The following is a 25,239-nucleotide window of genomic DNA, read 5'->3' on the forward strand; positions in this document are numbered from 1 at the left end:
GATGTTCTTTTCTCAATATAACAACTATGGATCGGTTCTAAAAGAACGAAATCTTGCACAATCATATCCGATTTTGATATCTTCAAAACAACGAACCCATTTGCTGACCCTCCTCTTCTGTTATGAATCGTTTACGGAAGGTGAGGGTTCGGCTGATGGTTCCCAATACACTCAAGGGGCAACGCTATGAATCCCATTCGCAAACAATTTGACGCGCAGCCGGAATTTCCTTTCTCATTCAATTACCGCGACCGCAAGACGGCGCAGCTGGAGCTGCCGCATCACCTTCACGATTGGCATGAGCTGGTGTATGTCCACTCAGGTATGGGCTCCTTTTTTATCGACCGGACAATTTACGAAATGCGCCGCGGGGATCTGTTTATTATCCCTGGCAGCACGATCCACCAGGCGTTCCCGGACAAAGACGATCCGGTCACATCCACTGCCGTGTTTTTTAGTCCCGAACTCGTCCGGCAGTCTTCTTTGGGAGAAACCTTTTCTTACTTACAGTGCTTTGACAGCTGCAGTTCGAACCATGCTTATAAACTGGAATGCCCCGCCGCGCTGGAGTCGCAGCTCGAAGACAAGCTGGCCGCCATTCAGTCCGAGCTGAGTGGTCAACCCCCGGGCTACCGCCACTCGATCGTACTGTACGTTCAGTACCTATTGCTGCTGATCCACCGGGAACAAAGTGATGGGAGCAGCGGCTCTCGCAGCCCGTTCGTTGGTCCGAACTGGATGCGGCAAAGCTTACTGTATATCGATGGGCATTACTGCGAGCAGATCAGCCTAAGCTCTTTAAGCCGGCTCGCTTCCGTGAGCTCCGCCCATTTCAGCCGCGTGTTCAAACAGTTGACCGGGATGAGCGTAACGGATTACATCAACGTCAAACGGGTGATCCGGGCTAAAGAGCTGCTGCTTCACACCGACGACAGCATCAGCAGCATCGCCCCGGCCTGCGGGTTTGACAGTATGCCTCATTTTCACCGGAAATTCAAACAGATTGTCGGCCTGACTCCTTCGCATTACAGGCATAACTCTACGACAGCCCGATAGAAAGCACCGCTCATTGAAATAACAGAAGCACCCATTGGCGGGAATTTGCCGGAACAACAAAATAACCCCTGCTTAAACCTTAAGGTTCAAGCGGGGTTCCGGATATGGCCTATTGAATTGTGGAACGATTAGGACCGGGTAGATACGGACGGTGCAGTAATCATCCAACGGACACCAAACCGGTCCGTAAGTTCGCCCAGGTACAACCCGAACGGCTGCTGTTCAAACGGATAGATGACGTGACCTCCGTCGGCAAGCTTCGAGAATGCCTCGCGGGCTTCCTCCGACGAAGGGTAGTCGATATTCAGCGACATATTGTTGCCTTGAAGATTCGATTCCATGGAGTCCGACATAAAAATATAGTTGCCTCCGGCGACCGATAAGCACATATGAATCACTTTATCCTGCAAGTCATTCTGGACTCCCATCGACTCCCCATGAGTGATAACGGATTCCAGATTACCGCCAAGCGAACGGATATAGAAATCCGCCTGACTTCTTGCATCTTCCGAGTAAATAAAAGGTTTCAATACGCCCATCTTGAATACTTCCTTTCCCTGTGGATTGTTAACTCTTCCAGATCAGCGTATCACAGCGGATCACCTTCCGTTTCTTACTGATTGCTAACTTGGGATATAGCGGTGCGGTGCTTAGACGCAATGCCGGAATCTAAATAAAATGCTGCAAAATAAAAAGGAACACTTCGAAGGTGATTCGAAGTGTTCCTTTTGAACATTACAAACAGCTATACATTCCGATGTTCTTCGCTCATTGAATAGCGGACTTCATGATCGATAAACTCGTGGGACCGGTCCGCTGCCATAATGCCGTGATAACTGATGTCGAGGCCGATTTCCTCTTCCTCCTCGCTGGAACGAACAGGGACGAGGAGACCAATCAGCTTAAGGCCGACCCAAGTAAGGACAAATCCCCATGCCGCCAGCGCAGCCAGTCCGAGCGCCTGAACGCCAAGCAAATGCCAGCTGCCGCTGTAAAAGAGGCCGCCGTCTGTCGCGAACAGACCAACGGCAAGGGTTCCCCACGCACCGGATACGGCGTGGACCGGGAAGGCGCCGACGGGATCGTCAATCCGGCGTCCCTCCAGCCAGCTCGTTGCCGCCATCATAAGCAGTCCCGAGATCGCACCGATCAGGATGGCAGCGCTGTCGCTGACAAAAGCGCATCCGGCCGTAATTCCGACCAGACCTGCCAAGGAGCCGTTAATCACGGATGGTGCGTCGGAGCGCTGGTAGCGGAACAGCGTATACACCAGTGTGACCGCTCCGCCGGATGCGGCAGACAGCATCGTTGTCAGCGCAATATGTCCGATGCGGACATCGGTTGCACTGAGCGTGCTGCCCGCATTGAAGCCAAACCAGCCAAACCAGAGAAGGAAAGCCCCTACCGAAGCGAGTGGCAGGTTGCTGGGCAGGGAGATCGTGCTGGCACCCGCTTTATTGAATTTCCCTTTCCGGGGACCCACGATCAGCGCAGCCGCCAGGGCCGAGAAGCCGCCGAGCGCGTGAATGACGGCAGAGCCGGCAAAATCCTGCATGCCGAGCTTCGTCAGCCATCCGCCGCCCCAGGCCCAGTGGCCGCCGATCGGATAGATCAGACCCGTCATCAGGACAATATACAGCAAATAGGCTCTAAAATTGATCCGCTCGGCCACAGCACCCGAAACGATCGAAATGACGGCGATGGTGAAGGCCGCTTGGAACAGCCAATACGTATCCAGCGATACCGGCAGCTGGAGGTGGGATAAATCGCCCCCAAGGACAAATCCGCTCGTCCCGATGATTCCTCCGGCGTCCTTTCCGTACATGAGCGCAAATCCGAATACATAAAAAACCAAGGTGCCGATCGTGATATCGGCGAACACCTTCATAATAATGTTGACGCTGTTCTTGTAGCGTACAAATCCTGCCTCAAGCAGGGCAAACCCGCCCTCCATCAACAGAATCATAGCGGCGCTGAGAACGACCCATACGGTATCCATTCCCGTACCTAAAGATTCAAGCGTTAAATTCATTCCTGTGAAGCCTCCATTTCCTGAAGCAGTCTGATTTCCCGGATCAGCTCAGGAGACAGAAATACCTCGTTCGAATCCCTTATCGGTAAACGCAGCTTATCAAGCACCTGATCCAGTTCCCGAATACTGCGCTTTATCGCGTCGATTTTCTTGAACCGTTCTTTGACATGGACCATATACTCAACTGCCTGATGATGGCTGGCTGGCCGCCCTGTAAACAAGCGCCGGATCGGGGACATGGATTGATACAACGCCTCTTCCGCCCGGCGTTTCTGCTCGTATTTATCGATTTTGTTTTTCAACTCTTCTACGTCTTCTTCTTTCTTCGCTTTAACGCGTTCAAGTAAAATGAATAATTCCTGTTCCGGCATATCAAAACTGATATTGCGGTACACCTCATCGATAATTACCATGTCAGGTCTCCTTACACGTCGGGTCACTTTAGTTGATTATATGGTCATTAAACGTAGAAGTCAATAGATTGATAGAGAAAAACACCTCTGCTGGCAAAAAAGCTTTCATGAAGTATTTCTACTCGTTTTGTCCGATAGTTACCACTTATATCAATAAACTTTATTGTTTAAACGCCCCTCCTAAGACTCGACCTCGATCAGCAAAAAACAGCTGCATCAGCAGCTGTCCCTGTTCATTTCGATTTATAAAAAGCGGGTGATTGCCTTCTTACATTTGGCGCTAAACTTGGCAGAAATCCTCGATGATTTGCCGCTTCATAGCCTCAACCGGAAATTGCTCCGGATAAGTCGAGATCATGAGCATGATTCCCTGCAGTGCGGAGGAAAAGTACAATGACCTCGCCACCGGGTCGGACGCTCCCAGTTTTTCGAACATGCGGCACTGGATTTGAAACTGACGGGCACTTTCCTCAATCAGGAGCTTGCCGTATTTGGCGACGGTTTCATCGGCTTCCGGCTGGGTCTGCAGGTGCAGGTAGAACCGGAACACCTCGGGAGAACGCCGCACATTATCGACGGCCCCTTCTACGATATGTTTCAGCTGCTCTGCCGGCGTCTCCAATGCCTCTGCCTTCTCCATGACCTGTATCAATTCCCCGATTCTGGCTTCGACCATGGCACTGAGCAATTCTTCTTTCCCTTTGTAGTAGTTGTATAGAAGCCCTTTGGACACGCCGGCGTGTTTGGAGACGTCATCGATCGAGGTGGCATGGTAACCTTTTTTCATAAAAAGGTCAATGGCTGCTTCCCGGATCTTCGCCTTGGCCTGCTGACGTATTCGTTCATTCTCTTCCTGGGTGCGCGGCATTTAACGTCTCTCCTCCAAAAACTCGGCAATATAGCTGTACATCATCTCCGGATGGGTTAAGGGCATCATATGGTCCGCCCCCGGAATTTGGACATAACGAACATTCGGCAAGCTCCGGAACAGCTCTGCGACGCGTTCATTATCCGGGATCTCATTATCGCCGATCATAAACAGGGTTCTTATGTGAAGGTCTTCCAATCGGCCGATGGCTGGAGGCTGCGGCCAAACGGATTCGAAGCTCCCCCACTCGGCTGTTTTGGCCAGGTGATGCCTGAACATGTCAATCATCAAGCGGCGCTGCGGACTGGACATCACGATCCGGTACAGCGGAGCGCTGAACGCAAGCTCCATGATTTTATCGGCATCGGGGGCGGCCGCGTTCACCTCACTCATCCAGCGCTCAAACTCCGGTGATGGCTTATAGCCCGTCAATGATGGGCCGATGAGCACCAAGCCCGAAACACGATTCGGGTATTGAAGGCTGAAGTCAGTGGCGATTTGGCCGCCTCCTGAATGGCCGATGAGGACGGCGGTATCCAGGTGAAGGTCATCCATCAGCTCGCGCAAGTCCTCAACGTAGTTCGCCGGTTCCTTGGGAGAAGGAGATTTGCCTGCACCCCGGCCGTCATAAGTAATAGTCTGGTATTCTTTGGCGACTAATGGCGCCAGGAATGACCACAGCCTGCTGTCCGTCCCGCCGCTGTGTATAAAAATGACGGGTTTTCCACTGCCATGAATCTCATAATACAAATCCATCCCGGATCCCTCCATCCATCATTTACCTGATATTATCATCATATTACTATTGGTTGAACGGTTAGTCAATGAAAAAAACGCCGACCCATTGGGTTCAGCGTATGAGGTTCAGCATATCATCATCTCTGAGCTTTATTCGTCATTCCCAGCTCCCTGCAATCCATATCCAGAGGAATCAACGCAGCTCCTGCGCGATTTCCCAGATGTGTCCGCCCGGATCCTGGAAACTTGCCGTACGGATTCCCCATGGGCGGTCCATCGGACCGTTCAGCAGCGCAACGCCGGCTGAATTCAGCTCTGTACACAACGCATCCACGTCATCAACACGGATCGTGAACACAAACCTCGCTCCCGCCCCGCGGTCTGCCACTGGAGCCGGATGCGTAAGCTCGTCCGCTTCGGTTATTTTCAGCAGATTGACGCTCATGTTCCCGAAGTTATAAACTGCAGAGTTGTCGTCCTCGTAGACGGAGGAAAGGCCGAATACCCGCTCATAGAATGATTTGGCCTCCGGAAGATCTTCCACAAACAACGTGATGACATCGATGTTTTTGGCTCCCCATTGATTCATCGTCCATCTCTCCCTTTTGAAATGTGATCAGAAACACTCGTTATCATGCTGATTCTATCAAATCATCATGAGCCGGATTTATTCTCGCTTGCTATTCTTGCGTAAAAAGTGAATACATTCGATCGGGAACAACAATAAAGCGCACAGGCTCGCCTGTACGCTTTAAGAGCTTTGTCGTTATTTTTCCTCCAGCTCATCGGGCACATCATACTTATTAATATGCGAAGTCATGGCCGCGACGGCATCACTGGCATCGGTCGTAGCCGGCACTTCGCGAACCACATCATCGGTGACGTCATAGTCGTTCAGCCGATCTGCCTCTTTTTCATTTTGTTTTGGCACTTCTTTCATCGCAATTCTCTCCTTTTTATCCCAGAAAATGATCCTGCTCCTCTAACGAATACAGAGGTACTTCCCGCTCAGCTTCCGGATTGTCGAGCGGATAGACACGTGCGGTTTCGCTCAGCTCGTCCACATGCTGTATATAGATGGGGGTTCCATCCAGCAGTACGTTTGCCATGACTGGCGAGGACGCGATTTCCTGCGCTCTTTGAACGTTCATGTTGTGTAATGCCTCCAAATGTTGAGTAGAGTTCGCTTATACTATGTACGGGGGCATGCGGTGTTATGCATCGCGCTCCCCGGAAACAAAAAAACCGCGGCATCCGCGGTTTGCTGTTATACATGTTTTGTATCAGAAATCAGAATCCTTTGCCTCCGATCGGCCGGACCTTGATGCCGCCGGCTTCAGCAATGAGATGCCTGCAGCGTCCGATGAGCTCAAGCACCTTCTCATTCTTCAACGAGGCCGCGTGAGCTTCCTTGCTTTCCCATAGTTCCGTAATCCAAAGATCGTCCGGATTGTCCTCCGCTTCATGCAGGATATAATAGATGCAGCCTTCCATATCCTCAAGCGTCCCGCTGGATTCCAGCATCATTCTCGCGAGCTCATCGCGCTGCCCCGGCTTTGCCGTCAGTTTGCCGAACATAGCGTATTTTTCCATTCTTGTCCTCCCCTTCATCACAACTCGTACATGTGATTCATTCACTCTCAGCTATCATCAGTATAGACGATAATGACTGACAGATACGGTCAGGGATTGTGAGAACTTGTCCTAAATTTCGTGAAAACAAATAGAAAGGGACCGGATACACCGCTCCGATCCCTTGTACTTGTTACTTGGCTTGAATATATCCTTCTTCCTTCAGCAGTTCAGCAATCAGCACAGCCCCGCCTGCGGCGCCGCGCAGCGTATTATGCGAAAGACCCACGAATTTGAAATCATAAATGGAATCCTCGCGCAGTCTGCCTGCCGAAACGCCCATGCCGCGTTCAATATCGCGATCCAGCTTCGTCTGCGGCCGGTTTTCTTCCTCAAAATACGTAATGAACTGCTTCGGTGCGCTTGGAAGGCCCAATTCCTGCGGTCTTCCTTGATACGCGCGCCAGCGCTCAATAATTTCTTCCTTCGACGTCTTTTTCTCAAAAGAGACGAACACGGTCGCCAAATGCCCGTCTGTCACAGGAACGCGGATGCACTGGGTCGTGATGATCGGAGAGGACGCCTTCACGATTTGCCCGTTGTCGATGCTGCCCCAAATGCGCAGCGGCTCCTGCTCGCTCTTCTCTTCCTCACCGCCGATGTAAGGAATAACATTATCCAGCATTTCCGGCCAGTCCGTAAAGTTTTTGCCTGCGCCGGAGATCGCCTGGTAAGTCGACGCAACCACCTGAGTCGGTTTAAAATCAAGCAGCGCGTTCAGCTGCGGCACATAACTCTGAATCGAGCAGTTCGGTTTGACTGCGATAAACCCGGTTTTGGTACCGAGCCGCTGTCTTTGCGCTTCAATGACGCCGATGTGACCTGGATTGATTTCCGGAATCACCATAGGCACGTCAGGCGTCCACCGATGTGCGGAGTTGTTTGATATAACAGGCGTACCCGTTTTGGCATACGCTTCTTCAAGCGCTTTGATTTCGTCCTTCTTCATATCTACGGCGCAGAAAACAAAGTCAACTCCCGAAGCAACCTCTTCGACCTTCGAAGCGTCCTGAACGACAATTTGCTTGACGTCCTCGGGAATCGGTGTTGCCAGTTTCCATCTTCCCTGCACCGATTCTTCATAGGTTTTACCGGCGGAACTGCTGCTTGCCGCAATCGCGGTCACCTGGAACCAAGGATGCTGATCCAAGAGCTGTACGAAACGCTGGCCAACCATACCGGTTCCACCGACAATACCGACTTTAAGTTTTTGTGACATGAGTGATTCCAATCCTTTCGAAGTAGAGTATGAGAAGTTGTCTGCTAAACAAATACTATGGTGACAGGCGTGGCTCGTTAAACCGTCTATTAGACACTATTCAAACCGTTTGAATTGGTGTGCCCATCCGCCTGTGTGCAGCGATATTTACAGGATCATGACGAAAAAATAAAAAATCCCACCCCCAAGACTGCCGTCTTAGGGACGAGATATCATACTCGTGGTACCACCCCAGATTCGCTAAAATGTCGCCATTTTAGCCTCTTCGAGTACGGCATCAGTCAACTGATAGATATACTCTAGCTCTGTAACAGGAGCTCCTGGCACACCATCCTCTCATTGAACATCGGGTTCCGGCGTGCTGCTCAGAGGCTTTATTCAATAAAGGACTCAATGCTCCTTTTCAGCGGACGGAGCTCTCTGGGAAATGCTTCCTTTACCTACTCTTCTCTTCATCGCATTTCAAATTAACGGTTCTTACATTACGCTTATAATATCGGAAGTTACGCCAGACGTAAACCTTTTTTCGCAAAAAAATTCCGATTTCACAAACCTGGCAAAAGAATGGATCCATCGGCTGCGATTCAGCGAACCGATTTCCATGCCTCATCCAACAGTTCGGCATTGATGCCCATGCCTGCCAACGCGCCCATGGAAGCCGCAGCAATGGCTTGATACATATCAGAAGCGGCATCTCCGGCACTGAATACACCGGGGATATTGGTCTTGCCGATCCGATCGGCCACAATGCTTCCGGATTCCGACACTTCGCAGCCCAGCGACTGCGGCAGGTCAGTGGCAGCGGCCAGTTTCGGCGCAAAGAAAATCCCGGTGCAGGCAACGGATTCGCCGTTCTCCAGGACAACCTGCTTTACGTTGCCTTCTTCAGACTCAATCTTGTGAATCGGCGAGTCCTTAACGGTAATGCCGTGGCGCTCCAGCTCTTCACTCTGCTCCGCATTCAATTCATCCGGGCCGTTCGTGCATAACGTTAAATTCGCAGACCATCCCATCAGCACTTTGGATAAATGCATCGCTCCTTCGCCCTTGGCAATCATCACGAGCTGCTGGTCCTGCAGTTCCCAGCCGTCACAATAAGGGCAGACAAACGCGGTTTTACCGTATACCTCGTCCAACCCGGAAATATCCAGAGGCAGGTCTCGTTTGCCGGTTGCAAACAACAGCTTCTTGCTGCGGTACACCTTTCCGTCAACCGTGCGGATCCGGAAGTCGCCGTCACTTCCTTCCACGGATTCCGTCTTCCCTTGAACAAACTTGATTGCAGGGTACTGACTGATTTGTTCTCTGGCGATCCGACGGAACTCCGCGGGAGCGATACCGTCCCGAGACAGGAAGTTATGCATCTCATGGGTTACCCGATTGCGCGGGCGACCTTCGTCAATGACCACCGCGGAACGTCTTGATCTGCCCAGCGCAAGCGCCGCACTCATGCCGGCTGGCCCGCCTCCGATAATAACCGCATCCAACAATACTTCTGACATTTTAATTCCTCCCTTTATAGATCCTTTTTATCCATAATAAACGCGCAAGAAGTTTATTACTTCTTGCCTGCTGCATGGACATCACATGAGCCCGCCTGGTTCAGTGCTGATTGAATCGTATGCTGCTGGAGATAACGGTTCATCTGCTGTTCCGCGGCATCCATCACTTGTTTGACCGGGCATCCTTCGCCGAAAGCAAATTCCGGCGTTTCCGGTTCGTCCCCCGCAGCTTCCAGGGCTGGCAGCGGATGGTTGCTTCCGTGGAAGCATTCATACAAGTGCTGACGTCCTTCGAGAACCTGAACCACATCCAGAAAAGTAATTTCACTGGCGGCCCGGGCAAGCTCATAGCCGCCGTTCACACCGGTAACTGCGCGAACAAGCCCATCCTGCCGCAGCTTGGACATAATTTTGGATAAATAGCTCTCGGAAGCGCCCAGGGACGAGGACAGTTCTTTAATGCCCACGTTGCGGCCCCGTTCCGATTTCGCCAGCAGCATCAAGGCGTGTAAACCGTATGCAGTACTTTTTGAAAATTGCATGCTGGATTCCTCCTTTTCAAGCAGCAAACCATAACAGCGCATTTATTATGGACCTGTAATGTCCATTATATGCAGAACATGATGATAAATCAAGCTTACTTTATGTTAGTTGGTCCAGGTACTTGGATTATATCCATAGATTTTGCGTTCTTACGGGATGTTGCTTCTCCTCTTATAATCATAACAAGTTCAATAAAAGAATCGTTACGAAGGAGTTGTCACCCCATGAAAAAATCGTATTCCCCCCTTTTTGATCCATTTCATTTTCCGTCAGCCAACATTTCTTTAAAAAACCGGATCGTGATGTCTCCGATGACCCATATGAGTTCCAATGCGGACGGCTCCATTTCCGAACAGGAAATTCAATACTACAAACGCCGTTCTCATGGCGCTGCCATGGTCATCACAGCGGCAACATATGTCATGCAGCAAGGAGGAATGACTGGTGCGCCCGGCGCCGACAACGACGCCCTCATTCCCGGACTCCGCCGGCTTGCCTCGACGATCCAGGGGAACGGAGCCAAGGCCGTGCTGCAAATTTTTCACGCAGGCAGACAAGGCTCCAAGACAGGCGATTATGTCAGCGCCGGAAACATCCCTGAAGACCGGGAAGGAGCCCCCGTCCCGCGCAGTCTCGCCGAGCAGGAAATGGAAGGCATCATTCATGCTTATGCAGAAGCGGCCCGAAGAGCGGTTGACGCCGGATTTGACGGGGTGGAAATTCACGGCGGCAACGGGAATTTGCTGCATCAATTTTTATCCCCGATGACGAACCGACGCACGGACCGTTATGGAGGGAGCCTGGGGAATCGAATGACGCTGGCCTTAGCCATTATTCGCGAGGTCCTTCGGACCGTTCGTAAAGAGTCTAATAAACCTTTCCTGGTCGGCTTCCGGTTTTCGCCTGAAGAGGCGGGAACGCCAGGCATTACGATGGCCGATACCCTCTCGTTCGTCGATGCATTGTCGGGCACCGGGGTCGATTACCTTCATGTATCGTTGACCAGCTTCCGTTCCGTGCCGCGAAGGGGGATTCAGGACAGCCGGTCACGATTGGCAATTCTTCAGGAGCGCGTCGGCTCGCGTATCCCCATCATTGGCGTCGGCAGCATTTACACGCCCGATGATGCGCTGGAGGCGCTGTCCTCCGGCATCCCGCTCATCGCCCTGGGACGCGAACTCATCATGGAACCGGATTGGGTACAGTTGGTATTGGAAGGCCGTGAACAGCAGATCCGAACGTCCATCTCCCCTCTGGACCTGCAGGAGTTATCGATTCCCGAACCGCTGTGGAACCTCATGATGAGTATTCCCGGCTGGTTCCCGCTGCGCAGCGACCCGCAAGTTGCGGACGCCGAAAGGTAATGATTTCCCTTCAGTCTATTGCTTGTTTATAAATCGCGACAGACGGCCGCCAGCCGTCTGTTTTGCTTTTTCCGGCACGTTTTCTGAAGAGCAATCCTCTTTCGATGCCCCTAGTTTAAGTTCCTCCGAAAAAGGCAACGATGAAGCAGAATATAAATTTCAAGGTGAGGATTAGGATGCGGCCTTTTTTCAAATCCAAACATGATTCCAGCGGTGATTCCAACCAAAATCAAGACAAAAATGAGCAGCCATCGGAATTTAATAGGCCTGAAACGCCTCTTTCCAAATACTTGGATGTTAACGTCCAAATGATCAAGGAAATGACGGGCGACAGTTCCGATATCATCATCCGTCGGTTGGACCAGGCCCTGGGGAAACCTGTCCACGTCGCCGTCATCTACACCGACGGTTTGGCCGATGAGCAGATTATCAACAATTCCATTTTGAAATCTTTGACGCAAATCCAGGCGGATGCGGATTGTTCGCTGGACCCGCCAAAACAGGTGCTGGGCTGGATCAAACACCGGTTTTTAGCCATTGGCCAAGTCACGGACATCGATACCATGAAGAAACTGTTTGACGCCATTCTTGCCGGCAATACAGTCATTTTGGTAGATGGCACAGCCAAGGGAATATCAGCATCCTCTGCCGGTGGGGAACAGCGCGGTGTAGACGAACCCCAGTCTCAAACCGTCATCCGAGGACCAAGGGAAGGCTTTACGGAGAACCTTCGGATCAATACGTCATTAATCCGCCGTAAAATCAAAAATCCGAATCTATGGATCGTCGACCGAACGATCGGCCGCGTAACCCAAACGGACGTAGCCGTGATGTACATTCATGGTATCGCTAGTGAAGACGTGGTGCAGGAAATTTTAAGAAGGCTTGACCGGATTGACATCGACAGCGTTCTGGAGAGCGGATATATCGAGGAATTTATCCAGGACGCCACCTTTACGCCTTTTCCGACCCTTACGAATTCAGAACGTCCTGACGCCATTGCCGGAGCTATTTTGGAAGGAAAAGTAGCCATTCTCGTAGACGGGAGCCCCTTTGTGCTCATTGCCCCCATTACGATTTTTAAGCTGTTCCAGTCCAGCGAGGATTATTATCAAAAATTCGATATCGCGACATTTCTACGGTTGATGCGTATTATCGCATTTGTGTTTTCCATGCTCCTGCCCTCGATGTACATCGCGATCACAACATTTCATCAGCAGATGCTGCCGACAACCCTGCTTATCAGCCTCGCGGCCCAGCGGGAAGGCGTCCCCTTTCCGGCCTTTGTCGAAGCGCTTGCCATGGAAATCACTTTCGAAGTTTTGCGGGAAGCCGGGGTGCGGATGCCAAGGGCGATCGGGTCCGCGATTTCGATCGTCGGTGCGCTCGTGCTGGGGCAAGCGGCAGTTCAGGCAGGTTTGGTATCCGCCGCGATGGTTATTATCGTGGCTTTTACCGCCATTGCCGGCTTCGTCGCTCCATCAGTCAGCTTATCCAATTCGGCTAGGCTGCTTCGTTTCGGATTCATGCTGCTTGCGGCTACGCTGGGATTGTTCGGGATCATTGCAGGATTAATGGCGATGCTTATCCATTTATCAGGGCTGCGGTCCTTCGGAATCCCTTATTTGATTCCGCTTGCGCCCTTCTCTCCTTCCGACCAAAAGGATGCGTTGGTACGTGTGCCTTGGTGGGCCATGCTTAAACGTCCAACCTTAATCAGTCAAAAAAATATCAAACGCCAAAAATCAATCCAAAAGCCGTCGCCATCGAAAGATGAACAATAGCTGTATACATCCAGGTCAAACAAAGAGGTGGAAAAGATGCTCCGGAGACTGGGCCTTATGATTCTCTCGCTGTCGGTCGCGCTGCTGACGGGCGGATGCTGGGACAGCCAGGAATTGAATACGCTGAGCATCATTTCGGCGACGTCCATCGACCGGAGCAACGGGAAATGGGAAATTTCGTTCCAGGTCGTCATTCCGCAGTCGATTGCCACCCAGACAGGCGGCGGCAGTGCAGGAAGCCAGTCTCCGACGACCATTTTCTCAACCAAGGGGCGCTCTATTGCCGAGGCGATGCAGAATGCCAGCCTGGAAACATCAAGGAAGCTTTTTTTCGCCCATAACTCCGTCCTTATTCTTAGCGAAGATGTGGCACGGAAAGAAGGTGTCGGAGAAATTCTTGATTTTTTCCTTCGTCCGTTCGAGAGCAGGGAGACCATGTCCGTCCTCTTGACCAAGGGCAAAGCTTCCAATTTGCTGGAAGTGCTGATCCCTTTGGAGAAAATATCCGGCAACGCCATCCAGCGGATCATCGATCAAAGCCAGAAAAATCTGTCCCAGGCTCAAAACATGCGGCTCATCGATTTCGCCAGAATGATAGCCAGCCCGGATGAAAGCGCCATGGCGCCCGAGCTCGAGGTATCCGGAGATCTGAGCAAGCAGTCCTCCCTCGATGCCCTGAAATCGACGCGAAATGATGCGGTCATTAAGCTCGGGGAGCTGGGCGTATTCCGTAAGGACAAGCTGGTGGGATGGATCGATCAAAAAGATAGCCGATCTGTCGCATGGCTTTCCAATCGTGTCAGCAGCATGATGGTTGTGTTTCCGTGCAGCGCAAAAGGCCAAGAAAATCAGCTGCTCAGCTATCGAGTGCTGAAATCGTCCACCAAACTGGAGCCGAAGGTCATCCATGGAAAATCGATCATTCTCGCCAAGATTCAAGCAACGGGAGCGATCGACGAATCCGGCTGCAATCTGGACTTAAAGAATCCGGGGGTCATTCGGGACATAGAACGTACGATAAGTAAACAAATCGGCGGCGAAATCATGGAGACCTGGAGCCATCTGCAGGAAATGAACGTGGATCTGGCCGGATTCATGAACGCGATACACCGTAAAGATCCCTCTACTTGGAGAAAACTGATGAAAACGAAGCGTCCCATTGAGGAAATCAGCCTGCGCGTGCAGGTCAAGATTAACATTGAGCATACGAACATGATTACCAAGCCGTACTCCAGCTTGCTCAAAGACCAAAAATTCTAGCGAAAGGAGTGCCCCCAACTTGCAGAAAATAGACAAATACGAGCTGATTGCGATGATGATCCTGTTTTTGATCGGAACTTCCCCATTATACGAATTGGGCGTGGGAGCCAAGCAGGACGCCTGGCTGGTCGTCATTGTCGCGATGCTGGCCGGACTGCTGCTGCTCCTGGTTTACCTTTTCATCCAAAAGGGGAACGAGGACCGCAATCTCTTTGAAATCCTGAACCAACATCTGGGTCGTATTTTGGGAACGATCGTCACCATCGCTTATATTTTCTATTTTTCCTATGAATCCATGAGAAACACCAGGGAGTTTGGGGACATTATCAACATTTCCTTTCTTCCCAAAACGCCGCTGGCCCTCCTTATGCTGATCATGATTCTGCTGTCCGCCTATGCGATTTCCAAGGGAACGGAAGTTTTTTTCCGCGTCGTCGAATTTCTGCTCCCCTTTACCATCTTGGGCTATTTCCTGATTTTCTTGATGTTCATCGTCTCTAAAAATATTCATCTGGAGCGGCTTCAGCCGGTGCTCGAGCATGGCATCATGCCTGTGATCAGGGAAGCCATTCCGAAAGTCATCAGCTTCCCGTTTGGCGAGGTTGTCGTGTTTCTTGCGTTTTGGAAGCATTTGAACAACAAAAAAAACCTGTCCAAGCTGTCGATCTTTTCCTACCTGTTCGTGGGAATCCTGCTGTTGATCTTCAACTTGTTGAATTTAACGATATTGAGCCCCCAAATCTTAAGCATTACCACCCTCCCCATGCTCAGATCGGTCCGCTTGATCGAAATCGCTGATTTTCTCGAACGGCTCGATCCGGTCATTATTTTGCTGATTTATATCGGCATCTTTGTGAAAATGACGGCATTTTACTTGGGGGCGGTCATCGGCCTTTCCTATCTGGTAAAGATGAGCCACAAAAAATTAACAGTCATCGTCGGTGCGTTTATTTATACCATTTCTTTTGCCGCGCCCAATTTTATTTACCATACCTGGATCGGATTCACGCGAAACCTGATGTACGACTTTCCGGTATTCCAAATCTGGATTCCCCTTGCTTTGGCAGCCGTTGTCCTAATGAAGAAGCTTTTTTCCCGGAAAGGAAAACAGACGGGAGGATCTTGAGAGAAACACCGACCGAAGTACATTCTAGGAAGACAGACCGCTTAAAGCGGCAGTTTCTCTTGCGGTATAAGGAAGCCTAGTCAAGAAAAAAGGAACCGCTGCCTGCTGCTTGCAGGAGGCAATGGTTCCTTTTCCGTAATTCAACACAATCCGGTTCGGATTAACGCTGCAGCTTCAAGCATCTGGGCTGCATTAAATATTGGCCCGTAATTCTTTCCGCCTGAAGACGGATCAAATACTCCCCTGCTTCCGGAAAATGCAGTTTCCCTACGTAAAACTCACGGAAGTCATACGGTCCGCCGGTCGGCTGCACCTGAGCACGCAGTGACTGGTCTCCAGTGGTCACCAGGTAGGTCCCGCCTCCTCCCTCTGCGTCACCGCTGCCATATTCGATGCGCACGTCGAAATCTGCGGCTCCCAAGGTCCGGACAGACCAGACCGCCCCGGCACTTTCGTCTGTCCAATCCAGGAGGTTGTCACGGCCCTTTTTCCCGGTATCATACTTCAGTCCGGCTCCGGATATTTCGGCATCGAATACGCCTAATTCAAGGATGCTGCCTTCCCGTGAGTCCAATAGTCCCACCGGATTGCCATCGACTGGACCGGAACAGAGGACGGCGATGACTTGTGGTTTGGAAAATTCGTTCGCTTCGGAAAGCACCGATTCAGGCAGCTCAATCTCTAAATCCTGTTCCGATAATCGGGTCAATTTCAGTTCCCTGCCGTCTTCCAGCGTATAGGCCCGCAGAACGTCTGTCTTCAGGCCGGGAACGACCAGCTTCCGGTCCGTTGGCCGGTCGAAGACATGCAGATACAGCATGTTTCCTTTCACGGTGCACCTGCCCCAGGACGGCTTTGCTGTCGGGGATGCCCCCGCTCCGTAAATACTGTCTCCGTATGTATCTAACCAACCGCCGATTTCCAGCAAAATCGATTCGGATACCGGATCCCACTCTCCCGTCTCTGTCGGTCCGATATTGATGACCAAATTGCCGTTTTTGCTGACGACATCAATCATCTGCCGGATGATGGATGCGGGAGATTTCCAGTTGCGATCCGATTTTTTGTACCCCCATGAATCGTTTAGCGTGATGATGTTCTCCCAGTCCTGGCGCAAAGTCCGCGTGGTCAGCTGATTATCGGACGTGTTCGAGTAATCCCCGAGGGGAGCCTTCCACACCCGGCTGTTCACCAGGCAGTCCGGCTGAAGCGAGTATACGGCGTCCAGAAACTGCTCCCCCTGCTCGCGGGTCAGCTTGCCGCCGCAGTCGAACCACATCAAGCCGACCTTCCCGTAATCCGTCAGCAGCTCGCGAACCTGTGGTAGTGATTTATTATTCAGATAACGCTCAAAGCGGCTTCGCTTATCCGGATCGTGCACCCAGCTCTCCACGTCGTCATAAGCACCGATATTGCCGGGGTAGTCCCAGGTGTTCCCCTGGGAATCGGGATCATGCCAGTCCATAGCGTGCGAGTAGTAAATACCCAGCACCATTTCTTCCTGCTCGCATGCTTCCGCCAGCTTCCGGAGCGGATCTCTTTGAAAAGCGGCATGCTGGACGATGGAGTAATTGGACACATGCGAATCATACATGGCGAATCCGTCATGATGCTTGGCCGTGAAAATGATATATTTCAAGCCGGCCCTTTTGGCGGTACGCACCCACTTCAGCGCGTCAAAAGATGAAGGATTCCAGCCTGCGGCCATCTCTTCATATTCGGCGGCCGGAATCTTTGCGCGCAGCATGATGTGCTCACTGTAGGAAGCTTGGATCTCCTCCCCTTTCCACTCGCCTGCCGGCCGCGCGTAGGGTCCCCAATGGATGAACAGGCCCAGCCGGGCTTCCCTCCACCATTCCATCCGGTGATTTTGCACTTCAGACTGAGGGCCATCAGGGACTGTCTCTATAGGAAAAGGATCATCGAGCAGGTTCTCCGGCGCGGACCCTGCTGCTGTCTGTTGGGCCAGTTGTTCGGATTGTCGTTTCATTCATCATGTCTCCTTTCGCGCTGAATTACTGCCTCAGCGCTGATACACATTACCACAATCTCAGCGCTGAGCCGCGCAGCTTGGATACCGCCTCAACAAAGAAATAATCGCCGTAAATCAGCGGTGTATCGATATGCACTCCACCCGGCAGATTGGATGTGCCGGACAGGATCAGGCCTTCTTCCCCCGGCATATCCCATGTCCCGTAATGTTCATGCAGAGAGCGCACGATGCGTTCCGCAGAACGGAGATACAGCCGCGCTTCCGCCTCGGGTACGAGACGGGACATCTCGATCAGCCCGCATGCCGCGCAGGCCCCGGCCGAAGTATCCCGCGGCTTGCCCCCTTCTTCAGGCGCCCGGAAATCCCAGTGCGGCACATGGTCCTCCGGTAGATTCGCCAGGAAAAAATGGGCGGCCCGCTTGGCGCCAGTCAAAAAGCGTTCTTCTCCCGTGTAAATATAAGACAGGGTGAGTCCGTAGATGGTCCAGGCGCTGCCTCTGGACCAGGCGGATTCTTCCGCATACCCCTGACCGGACATGGCACCGATTCGTTCACCCGACTCGGGATCAAATTCGAGGATATGGTAACTGGATCCGTCCGGACGCAGAAAATGCGCCAGCACCGTATCTGCATGCGCCGCGGCGATATGGCGGAACCGGGGATCCTCCGTTACTTCAGAGGCCCAATACAGCAGCGGCAGATTCATCACCGTGTCGATGATGGACCAGCCTGCCCGGTTCACCTGCTCCAGGTCATGCCAGGCGCGGATGAAGCTGCCTTTTACATTAAAGCGGCTTGCCAGCTGGGCGGCGGCCATCAGCCCACGGTGTTTGGATCGCTCGCTGCCGGTAATCCGGTAGTCGGCCACGGCCGAAAGTGTCCATATAAATCCGGCATCATGATGCACAGCGAGCGAATACAGCGGTTCGTCCAGCTTCTCCTCGATCAGCTCGGCAATCCCCTGCAGCCCTGGATGGTGCCCGTCTTCGGCAATCTGCCACAAGATCCCCGGCCAAAAGCCGGCGGTCCACCAGGACGGGCGCATGTTGTCATAGACCCCGTTAACGGATGCATGCGGAAAACTGACGCCAATCCGCTGGCTGGTGCGCTCCACTTTGTTTACGATTTGCTGCCAAGCCCCTTCCGCCCACAGCTGAACGGATTCCGAAATAAGCGCCGAGCTCCCTTCGCTACCCATTTGTTTCGATACGGTTTCTCCCATATAATCTCCTCCTGTAATTGATTGTTCCATTCTAAATTCAAGGTGAAGTCCGCAGCGGAATAACCATGTTCCAGGTATGTTCGGCTTGCCGGAAGCCCCCTGGTCCGTCCGCAACCGCGGCGAACAGATGCGTCGGCTGTCCATCCTGAAACAGCAGGAAGGGCCGTTCGAAGCTGCCCATCCAACGCTCCGATCCGTCCTCCCATCGGACGCGTCGGGAATAGGATTTGGGCTGGTCTGCGAGCCTCCAGTCCCCGCCATCCGGAGAAAGTGCCAGAATGCCGCCGTGCTTCTCTCCGCACAGCTTCCCATCCATGTCTTTCGCGATCATGGCATACCCTTCCGCCGTGCGCCAAATGAACGGGTCTTCGATATGAAACTTTTCCGGTGGAAACAGCGGCGCATCCTGGATTACGTGATAAGGCCCTTCATATCCTGCTGCCTCTGCCGCACCCAGCGTCATTTGCCCATGGGCTGTGCCCTCATATCGCCGGGCTTTATAAACCAGCAGCACGGAGCCATCCTCCCGGATACATGGCGCCGGATTCGAGGTCAGGAAGCTGTCGAACTTGCCCGGCCTCGTCGGCAGAATCGGCGTATCGAGGCGCTTCCACGGCCCATAGACGCTGTCGGCGACGGCCAGGCCGACACGCTTGTTCGCCCTTGCCGCAATGACGCGGCAGTCGTCCGCCTCCACCGTCTCTCCTGGCCGCGGCTCAGGGAAGGGATGCGTCGATCCCATGTAATACAGCAAATATTTGTCTCCATACCGGATGATGTGCGGGTTATGGGTGCTCCTTCCGTCCCAATACTCCGCTCCCCGCGCTGGGAACACGGTTTCTTCGTAGGTATAGGGCCCTTCCGGGGTATCGGACGAGGCTCGGACGATTTCCGAACGGAGCAGCCAGCCCGGGTGCATCGGCATCCACTTCGGCCACCGGGACGCAAACATATGAAAGCGTCCGTCCTCTCCGCGAACGACCGACCCGCACCATACCCACCAGCCTTCCATCCGGAAGCCCCCTTCCATGGGGGCAGGCAGCATCCGGTCAAACAGTGAAAATGTCACGTTCTCCCTCCGTTCATCATTAAGTTTCTCGACCATCTGTCTTTGCCAAATGGCACGCGTCATTCACAATTCAGCGGTCCCGGTTTCACGATCAGACCGTCGATTCCGCCAACCCGTACCGTTTTGCCGCGCTGCCATGCAGCCATTCAGCTGCCAGTGCCAGCGCATCCTCACGGCTCAGCCATTCATCCTTGATCTGTTCATCCAGAAAACGGGCAAGCAGCTGCTTCACGATCAGCAGCTTGCCGTACGTCCATTCGATGCAGCGCGCATCCGAGACGATCAGCGAGCTTTTGAGCGGGGATAACGCCTCGAGCCGGTACTGCATGCTCTGCGTGTATGTGCTGGCACGGAAGTTATACCACCACATGCCGCCTACGTGAACATTGGCAAAATTCCAGGCCGCCTGTACGACGTCCAAATTGTTCAGTTCCGATGCAACCACCAGCTCAAACGGGATGTTGTAACGCTCAAACAAGCCATACAGCTTTACGATCCGGAGCGGATCGTTCACAGGGGCGGCCGAACTGCTCCCCCATCTTCGTTCCACGCCAAGGAACAGCTGAAGGAACATGCCCCGCTCCTGCAGGCCGGAGCAGATTTCATGGAGCAGCAGCATCATGACCTCATCGGTCCGCCCCGCGGTTTCAAGCTTATAATCCTCATGCGCCGCAGCCTCATAATGGGGAAGCGTCGTCATGATCCCCGGACAGCCCATCTCATGATAGGACTTCAATTGCTCGGAAATGAACGCTTTCGCCTCCGCGAAACGGTCTTGGCGTTCATTGGCTGCGAAGGAGACGATGCCGGCGGCAAGCTCCGGCAACCATCCGTCGATCCGGGGCAACAGAAGGGCATCGTCCCGCATACCGTCAAATACGGCATGTTCAGGGCGGTTCACAACAAACCGCTTCACATGCAGCCGGTCGGCCACGCTTTGAGCCCAGCCTAGAGTATTTCTCTGCGTGCGTACAGCTTCGTCCGCCTGAAGCACAGACGCCGTGTCATGGATGGTGATTCCGTATATATCCCCCATGATCGCCGTAAAAGCACGGTTCATCATCGTATTACGCGTAGCCTCGTAAGCTTTGACGAAGGCTTCCGCCCGCTCCGGAACCGGCAGGTGTGCCGCATCCTTCGGATATCCCGCCGTCTGCAGTTCTTGGTTCAACCAGAAATAATCGGCGATCTCCCAAAAGTCGGCCGCGCACAGCTTATCGCCTATCAAATGCGTATGCGTATCGATCACAGGCAGACGCATAATTTCTTCTAATAATGAAGATATATTCATGATCCTTGTCTCTCCCCTCTCATTAGCTGAACGTCAACTGCAAGGTTAGGGATTCTCCCTGTTCAAGCAAGATGTGGATTTGCCGATTCTCAGGCAGTCTGCCCCCGTCCCGGAAGCCGCTGCAAGTTTCGGGGAGCACGAGGGTAACGGAGCCTCCAGCCCGCAAAGATTGGAGCCGAACATCAAGCGTGCCATTCTTTCTGTCCCAGGCGATGTCTAGCTCGTAGCCTCCACACGCCAGCATTCCAGCGGCGCTTCCGGAGAGGAATCGCTTCGGCAGGGCTGGGAGGATTCGGATCATGTTGGGATCGGAGTACAGCAGCATTTCCTGAAGCGCAGCCGTCATACCCATATTCGCATCAATCTGAAACGGAGCCCACTCCATATCCAGGCCGATGCCCATGCCGCGCCAATCGTTGTGAAGCGTGAAGAAATTATTGATCACGGCAGATCTGGCCAGCAGATCCAAGCACTCCAGCGCCTTATCCGCTTCGCCCATGCGGGCGTACAAATTGGACATATGAGCAAGTGACCATCCCGTCTGTTCCTTTAATCCAACGACCAGCCTCTTTCTTAACGCGGTCTCGAAGGCTGCGAACAGACCGGGATCGGTCTCCCGCGTTACCTCTTTGCCCGGAAACACCGGATAAAGGTGTGACTGATGCCGGTGATGGTATTGATCCTCATAGGCAGGATGCATCCATTCACGGACTGCTCCGTCTGCATTAACCTGATACGCCGGGATTTTGGCGACCATGTCTTTCCAGCCATCGACTTCTTCAGCATACATTCCTTCCTTAGCGGCACCCTCAACCAGCCGGGTCAGCACTTCCTTGGCGATGGCAAAATCCATCGTCGCGTTCATTGCCGTTCCCTTGGGTCCACCCGCTTCGTTACCCGGCCGGTTCTCCGGCGAATTGGATGGGCAGCTGATGTACAGACCATCGTCCCCGGTAATCAGGAAGTCTTCATAGAACAAAGCGGCCTCCCGCAGGAACGGCAGGGCCCGGTTTCTTAAAAATTCCCTGTCGCCCGTGTACAGGTAATAATCATAATAGTGCTGTGCGATCCAGCCCGCCGCCCCGGTCCAGTGGATAATGTGGGGCGCGATCGTCTTCAGCAGGCCGGAGTCCGGCGCGGTCGGCGCAGGGATCCAGATGCCCCTGCAGCCATAGATGCAGCGCGCGTTGAGGCGATAATCGTCCATCTGCCGCTCCACGTAATCGAATATGGGCAGCAGCAGCTCGGGCATGTGCCCCGCGAGCGCCTGCCAATACATCATCTGCAAGTTCTCGTTGGCCATATGGAACGCCCAGAAGCCGCGATATTCCCCGCACCATAAGCCGTATAAATGGCAGGGGTCCCCGCCTTCGCGCGAGCTTGAAATCAAAAGATAACGCCCATAGGCCCACATCTTCTCCAGCATGGCCAGCGGGGCTTCGCCGCGGTAGGCTTGCAGCAGCAGCTCTTCGTTCGTAGCCTCTCGTCCGGGAGCATCCAGATTCAGCGTCATCCGCTGAAACAATCGTTCATGCTCCTCAATGTGAGGCTGCAGCAGTTCGGTGTAAGACCGATGTTCTGCGGCCAGCTCGTGTTTCAACCGTGTCCAAGCCGCTTGACGCGGCTCATGAACGAACAGTTTAACCAAGATCAATGCCTGCGTGGCGCCTTCAAGAACGGACTCATTGAACATGCTGCTTATCCTGCCATCGATCGTGACCACCCGGGCGACGGCACCGAAATCGCTGCCTTCGTCATGGCATGCGGCATACCATATGAACTCACCGTCGGACCCTGATTCGCTTCCAGTCGGCAATGGAGCGTCAGGTCTGCCAGGGGGACGCCTGACATCCCCGCGATGATGCAGGTCAAGGGCGATCTTCGCCGAAATCGGGCCTGGCCCTGACGACCGCAGCTCATAGACGATCCAATCGTCCGCCCGGGATACAAACAACGCCCGCTCATAACGGGTATGCCCGTCTTTCCAGCGTACTGTTACTTCACCGGTTCCCATGTCCAGTTCCCGGCTGTAGTCTTTAAAGCCTTCACTTACGTCCATGCTCAAGTTCAGATCGCCAAGCGGCAGCGGAACGGCCATGACCGGATCGTAGCCTTGCTCCTTCAAACCGTCGACCAATACATTTTCGGCCAGCGCCTCTTTCCCCTCCATCATCAACCGGCGCATCTCTCCAAGCCGGCCGCTCACGTCAGGCAGATCCGGCGTGCGGCTCTGCCACCACAAGCCGCCGTGCGTCAGCATAACCGTTTCCAAATGGACGCCGCCATACACGGCTGCTCCGGTTATTCCGTTGCCTGCCGGAAGCGCCTCCCTCCACTTGGCTCCCCACCAGGATGAAGGGGTCAAAAGCTTCAGCTTATTTCTCCCGTCTCCGGTTTTCCTGACCATTTATTCCCCTCCTAACAGGAGGAAGCCCTTCGCGTGAAAGGCTTCCCCAAAATCAACCTATTTGCGGCTTTGCTGATCGATAATTCCGTCTTTGTTGTTGTAACGCTCCGTGGCTTCTTTGACGATCTCATCGCCGCCCTTTTGCTTATACTCCTCGATGACTTTAGGAAAATCGCTGATCGGCTCTTTGCCGTAGATCATTTTGACCATGTGGTCGATGATGAGCTTCGGCGCCTGGTCCGGACGCTTGGAAGCCAAGTCAGGGAACTGGCTGAAGGATTCCAGGTCCGGCACAAATCCGATCCCGCCCACGCCTTCTTTGGCCAGCGTATCATCGAGCGCCTTCAGCACGTCTTGTCCGCCTGGGAGCAACTCCGTCCGTTCACGGTTAATCGTTCCGTCACCGACCCAGCGAAGCAGTGAGCGGAATCCGGCTTCGTCCTGAGCGGCTTTGCCTTCCGGCAGCTTGTAATCGATTTTTCCGTCTTTCACCGTGTAATCCTCGCCTTCGATGCCAAAGCTGTAGAAGTTTTTCGCTTCCGGCGTCTGCATCCACTCGAACATCTGGATGATCCGGGCCGCTTTCTCTTTGCTGACCTTGCTGTTGATATAGAGCGAGGTGTTAACCGAGCTGTACAATCCATAACCCTTCTGGCCGTTGTCCCCTATCGGTGACGGGATGATATCGACCTTGGCGCCGGGAACCGCCGCACCGATCTTCGTGCGGAAATCGAGAAGGCTGGCGGCGTTGGCCGTCCACATGCCGGCATTGCCTGCTTCGATATTTTCGCTGTACTGAGGCGCCTGGATCGTCGCGAAATCTTTCTGGATCAGGCCTTCGTCATACATCGTTTTGTAGACGGTCAGCGCCTTTTCCATATTTTCAGCGTTAAAAAACTTCGGTACGACCTGGCCGTTCATTTCGGTAAACTGATAGCCCAGGGCGTCATACGCACCAAATACGATGTCCGCGTATTTAAAATTCTCCCTCATCTGATACGGCGCGCTGAGGCCCAGTTTTTTAAACGCACGCAGGACGTTGAGGAAATCGTCCATCGTTTGGGGCGCCGGCAGGCCCGTTTTTTCCAGCAGGTCGGTCCGGATATAAGTGGCGCGGCGGGAAGGGTTGCTGAGCCAGGTTGGCACGCCGTAGATTTTCCCCTTGTAGCTCACCTCGTCCCACGCTTCCTTCGGAACGGCTTTCATCAAGTTCGGAGCATACTCTTTCAGCAAGTCATCCAGCGGCATAAACACACCGGCCTGAACCGAACCGGCCATAGACTTATCCGTTGCCCCGCCGACGTTTTGCACGACGTCCGGAATATCGCCGCCGGCGAACATGACGGCCATCTTCGCATCGAAGTCTTTCAAGGGAATCAGCCTGATGTCCAAATCCACGTTGGCTCTCTTCTCGACCTCCTTGACCCATTTCTCGTTGTTGATGTCCTTGGAGCCTTCCGCGTAAGCGTTTCCACTTGTGGTTAAAGAAATGCTGAATTTCACCGGTTTCGATGCGTCGGCCGCATCGTCACTGCCGCTCGAGGCGCTTTTGTTTCCACAGCCTGCGGTCAGACCCGTGACAAGCGACGCCGCGAGGATCAGACTGACCCATTTTTTCATCTTATAATCCCCTCTCTTCATGCAAAGTGCAAAAGGTATTCTCTTTGCTGCTGTCCCCATCATAAGGCTTAACCAGAGAAGCTCCCATGGGGCGGATTAT

At 53.1% G+C, this 25,239-nt stretch carries 23 protein-coding genes and 1 other annotated feature; of the genes, 5 read left to right on the top strand and 18 right to left on the bottom strand.

The genetic code is table 11. The features are described 5' to 3' along the window. Nucleotides 1-186: 186 nt before the first annotated feature. Nucleotides 187-1,056, top strand: coding sequence for an AraC family transcriptional regulator (locus K2F33_RS25035; protein ID WP_263879318.1), 870 nt, complete (start codon nucleotides 187-189; stop codon nucleotides 1,054-1,056). A gap of 128 nt (nucleotides 1,057-1,184) precedes the next feature. Here the strand turns inward: K2F33_RS25035 and K2F33_RS25040 are convergent, their stop codons facing one another. The 12 genes from K2F33_RS25040 to K2F33_RS25095 all read right to left on the bottom strand — a co-directional run bounded on the left by K2F33_RS25040 (nucleotide 1,185) and on the right by K2F33_RS25095 (nucleotide 10,002). Further along, a complete protein-coding gene (locus tag K2F33_RS25040) occupies nucleotides 1,185-1,595 on the bottom strand; it encodes a VOC family protein (RefSeq protein ID WP_076166239.1) in 411 nt (136 codons plus the stop codon). Between the two features lie 206 nt (nucleotides 1,596-1,801). Then, nucleotides 1,802-3,088 (bottom strand): ammonium transporter, encoded by a 1,287-nt coding sequence (locus K2F33_RS25045; RefSeq protein ID WP_263879322.1) that lies wholly within the window; start codon nucleotides 3,086-3,088, stop codon nucleotides 1,802-1,804. Then, nucleotides 3,085-3,501, bottom strand: coding sequence for a hypothetical protein (locus K2F33_RS25050; RefSeq protein WP_076166245.1), 417 nt, complete (start codon nucleotides 3,499-3,501; stop codon nucleotides 3,085-3,087). The genes K2F33_RS25045 and K2F33_RS25050 overlap by 4 nt, the downstream gene beginning before the upstream one ends. Before the next feature lie 280 nt (nucleotides 3,502-3,781). Beyond that, entirely contained in the window at nucleotides 3,782-4,369 is a 588-nt protein-coding gene (locus tag K2F33_RS25055) for a TetR/AcrR family transcriptional regulator (RefSeq protein ID WP_263879324.1), read from the bottom strand. Continuing rightward, on the bottom strand, nucleotides 4,370-5,125 hold the full coding sequence (locus K2F33_RS25060) for an alpha/beta fold hydrolase (RefSeq protein WP_263879326.1): 756 nt from the start codon (nucleotides 5,123-5,125) through the stop codon (nucleotides 4,370-4,372). Between the two features lie 175 nt (nucleotides 5,126-5,300). After that, nucleotides 5,301-5,696, bottom strand: coding sequence for a VOC family protein (locus tag K2F33_RS25065; protein ID WP_263879328.1), 396 nt, complete (start codon nucleotides 5,694-5,696; stop codon nucleotides 5,301-5,303). A gap of 177 nt (nucleotides 5,697-5,873) precedes the next feature. Next, nucleotides 5,874-6,047 (bottom strand): hypothetical protein, encoded by a 174-nt coding sequence (locus K2F33_RS25070; protein ID WP_167372827.1) that lies wholly within the window; start codon nucleotides 6,045-6,047, stop codon nucleotides 5,874-5,876. Nucleotides 6,048-6,063: 16 nt separating this feature from the next. Continuing rightward, the gene (locus K2F33_RS25075; protein ID WP_076166259.1) at nucleotides 6,064-6,258 is read right to left on the bottom strand and encodes a small acid-soluble spore protein H; all 195 of its coding nucleotides are present in this window, start codon (nucleotides 6,256-6,258) and stop codon (nucleotides 6,064-6,066) included. A gap of 139 nt (nucleotides 6,259-6,397) precedes the next feature. Next, nucleotides 6,398-6,700 (bottom strand): putative quinol monooxygenase, encoded by a 303-nt coding sequence (locus K2F33_RS25080; protein ID WP_076166262.1) that lies wholly within the window; start codon nucleotides 6,698-6,700, stop codon nucleotides 6,398-6,400. A 172-nt stretch (nucleotides 6,701-6,872) separates the two neighbouring features. Continuing rightward, nucleotides 6,873-7,958: an aspartate-semialdehyde dehydrogenase gene (asd, locus tag K2F33_RS25085; RefSeq protein ID WP_076166265.1), complete on the bottom strand. Its 1,086-nt coding sequence runs from the start codon at nucleotides 7,956-7,958 to the stop codon at nucleotides 6,873-6,875. 197 nt (nucleotides 7,959-8,155) lie between these two features. Beyond that, nucleotides 8,156-8,423 (bottom strand) — a binding site (T-box leader). Nucleotides 8,424-8,542: 119 nt separating this feature from the next. Further along, nucleotides 8,543-9,460 (bottom strand): NAD(P)/FAD-dependent oxidoreductase, encoded by a 918-nt coding sequence (locus K2F33_RS25090; RefSeq protein WP_263879339.1) that lies wholly within the window; start codon nucleotides 9,458-9,460, stop codon nucleotides 8,543-8,545. Between the two features lie 56 nt (nucleotides 9,461-9,516). Continuing rightward, a complete protein-coding gene (locus tag K2F33_RS25095; protein WP_089547108.1) occupies nucleotides 9,517-10,002 on the bottom strand; it encodes an RrF2 family transcriptional regulator in 486 nt (161 codons plus the stop codon). Nucleotides 10,003-10,227: 225 nt separating this feature from the next. Between K2F33_RS25095 and K2F33_RS25100 the strand changes: the two genes are divergently transcribed. From K2F33_RS25100 to K2F33_RS25115, 4 genes are all read left to right on the top strand, one after another. After that, nucleotides 10,228-11,367, top strand: coding sequence for an NADH-dependent flavin oxidoreductase (locus K2F33_RS25100; RefSeq protein ID WP_263879343.1), 1,140 nt, complete (start codon nucleotides 10,228-10,230; stop codon nucleotides 11,365-11,367). A 176-nt stretch (nucleotides 11,368-11,543) separates the two neighbouring features. Continuing rightward, on the top strand, nucleotides 11,544-13,151 hold the full coding sequence (locus K2F33_RS25105) for a spore germination protein (RefSeq protein ID WP_412973944.1): 1,608 nt from the start codon (nucleotides 11,544-11,546) through the stop codon (nucleotides 13,149-13,151). Between the two features lie 36 nt (nucleotides 13,152-13,187). Then, nucleotides 13,188-14,411 carry a Ger(x)C family spore germination protein gene (locus K2F33_RS25110; RefSeq protein ID WP_076166282.1) on the top strand — a complete coding sequence of 408 codons (1,224 nt, stop codon included), beginning with the start codon at nucleotides 13,188-13,190 and terminating at the stop codon, nucleotides 14,409-14,411. A gap of 19 nt (nucleotides 14,412-14,430) precedes the next feature. Further along, on the top strand, nucleotides 14,431-15,537 hold the full coding sequence (locus K2F33_RS25115; RefSeq protein WP_263879346.1) for a GerAB/ArcD/ProY family transporter: 1,107 nt from the start codon (nucleotides 14,431-14,433) through the stop codon (nucleotides 15,535-15,537). Nucleotides 15,538-15,697: 160 nt separating this feature from the next. On the opposite strand, the gene K2F33_RS25120 is transcribed toward K2F33_RS25115, so the two are convergent. The 6 genes from K2F33_RS25120 to K2F33_RS25145 all read right to left on the bottom strand — a co-directional run bounded on the left by K2F33_RS25120 (nucleotide 15,698) and on the right by K2F33_RS25145 (nucleotide 25,139). Continuing rightward, nucleotides 15,698-17,527, bottom strand: coding sequence for an alpha-L-fucosidase (locus tag K2F33_RS25120; RefSeq protein ID WP_263879348.1), 1,830 nt, complete (start codon nucleotides 17,525-17,527; stop codon nucleotides 15,698-15,700). Between the two features lie 49 nt (nucleotides 17,528-17,576). After that, nucleotides 17,577-18,752: a glycoside hydrolase family 88 protein gene (locus K2F33_RS25125; protein WP_263879349.1), complete on the bottom strand. Its 1,176-nt coding sequence runs from the start codon at nucleotides 18,750-18,752 to the stop codon at nucleotides 17,577-17,579. Between the two features lie 37 nt (nucleotides 18,753-18,789). Continuing rightward, on the bottom strand, nucleotides 18,790-19,821 hold the full coding sequence (locus tag K2F33_RS25130) for a glycoside hydrolase family protein (RefSeq protein WP_263879350.1): 1,032 nt from the start codon (nucleotides 19,819-19,821) through the stop codon (nucleotides 18,790-18,792). Between the two features lie 91 nt (nucleotides 19,822-19,912). Further along, nucleotides 19,913-21,112 carry a glucuronate isomerase gene (locus K2F33_RS25135; protein WP_263879351.1) on the bottom strand — a complete coding sequence of 400 codons (1,200 nt, stop codon included), beginning with the start codon at nucleotides 21,110-21,112 and terminating at the stop codon, nucleotides 19,913-19,915. 22 nt (nucleotides 21,113-21,134) lie between these two features. Next, nucleotides 21,135-23,519: a glycosyl hydrolase family 95 catalytic domain-containing protein gene (locus tag K2F33_RS25140; RefSeq protein WP_263879352.1), complete on the bottom strand. Its 2,385-nt coding sequence runs from the start codon at nucleotides 23,517-23,519 to the stop codon at nucleotides 21,135-21,137. Nucleotides 23,520-23,576: 57 nt separating this feature from the next. Next, a complete protein-coding gene (locus K2F33_RS25145; RefSeq protein WP_076166298.1) occupies nucleotides 23,577-25,139 on the bottom strand; it encodes an extracellular solute-binding protein in 1,563 nt (520 codons plus the stop codon). Between the last annotated feature and the right edge of the window lie 100 nt (nucleotides 25,140-25,239).

It is taken from the genome of Paenibacillus sp. PSB04, assembly GCF_025809195.1.
Taxonomy (GTDB): Bacteria; Bacillota; Bacilli; order Paenibacillales; family Paenibacillaceae; genus Paenibacillus_AQ; species Paenibacillus_AQ favisporus.

Coding starts and splice junctions, on each gene's coding strand:
- K2F33_RS25035 (WP_263879318.1), top strand. CDS start 187: ATGAATCCCATTCGCAAACAATTTGACGCGCAGCCGGAATTTCCTTTC.
- K2F33_RS25040 (WP_076166239.1), bottom strand. CDS start 1,595: ATGGGCGTATTGAAACCTTTTATTTACTCGGAAGATGCAAGAAGTCAG.
- K2F33_RS25045 (WP_263879322.1), bottom strand. CDS start 3,088: ATGAATTTAACGCTTGAATCTTTAGGTACGGGAATGGATACCGTATGG.
- K2F33_RS25050 (WP_076166245.1), bottom strand. CDS start 3,501: ATGGTAATTATCGATGAGGTGTACCGCAATATCAGTTTTGATATGCCG.
- K2F33_RS25055 (WP_263879324.1), bottom strand. CDS start 4,369: ATGCCGCGCACCCAGGAAGAGAATGAACGAATACGTCAGCAGGCCAAG.
- K2F33_RS25060 (WP_263879326.1), bottom strand. CDS start 5,125: ATGGATTTGTATTATGAGATTCATGGCAGTGGAAAACCCGTCATTTTT.
- K2F33_RS25065 (WP_263879328.1), bottom strand. CDS start 5,696: ATGAATCAATGGGGAGCCAAAAACATCGATGTCATCACGTTGTTTGTG.
- K2F33_RS25070 (WP_167372827.1), bottom strand. CDS start 6,047: ATGAAAGAAGTGCCAAAACAAAATGAAAAAGAGGCAGATCGGCTGAAC.
- K2F33_RS25075 (WP_076166259.1), bottom strand. CDS start 6,258: ATGAACGTTCAAAGAGCGCAGGAAATCGCGTCCTCGCCAGTCATGGCA.
- K2F33_RS25080 (WP_076166262.1), bottom strand. CDS start 6,700: ATGGAAAAATACGCTATGTTCGGCAAACTGACGGCAAAGCCGGGGCAG.
- asd (WP_076166265.1), bottom strand. CDS start 7,958: ATGTCACAAAAACTTAAAGTCGGTATTGTCGGTGGAACCGGTATGGTT.
- K2F33_RS25090 (WP_263879339.1), bottom strand. CDS start 9,460: ATGTCAGAAGTATTGTTGGATGCGGTTATTATCGGAGGCGGGCCAGCC.
- K2F33_RS25095 (WP_089547108.1), bottom strand. CDS start 10,002: ATGCAATTTTCAAAAAGTACTGCATACGGTTTACACGCCTTGATGCTG.
- K2F33_RS25100 (WP_263879343.1), top strand. CDS start 10,228: ATGAAAAAATCGTATTCCCCCCTTTTTGATCCATTTCATTTTCCGTCA.
- K2F33_RS25105 (WP_412973944.1), top strand. CDS start 11,544: ATGCGGCCTTTTTTCAAATCCAAACATGATTCCAGCGGTGATTCCAAC.
- K2F33_RS25110 (WP_076166282.1), top strand. CDS start 13,188: ATGCTCCGGAGACTGGGCCTTATGATTCTCTCGCTGTCGGTCGCGCTG.
- K2F33_RS25120 (WP_263879348.1), bottom strand. CDS start 17,527: ATGAAACGACAATCCGAACAACTGGCCCAACAGACAGCAGCAGGGTCC.
- K2F33_RS25125 (WP_263879349.1), bottom strand. CDS start 18,752: ATGGGAGAAACCGTATCGAAACAAATGGGTAGCGAAGGGAGCTCGGCG.
- K2F33_RS25135 (WP_263879351.1), bottom strand. CDS start 21,112: ATGAATATATCTTCATTATTAGAAGAAATTATGCGTCTGCCTGTGATC.
- K2F33_RS25140 (WP_263879352.1), bottom strand. CDS start 23,519: ATGGTCAGGAAAACCGGAGACGGGAGAAATAAGCTGAAGCTTTTGACC.
- K2F33_RS25145 (WP_076166298.1), bottom strand. CDS start 25,139: ATGAAAAAATGGGTCAGTCTGATCCTCGCGGCGTCGCTTGTCACGGGT.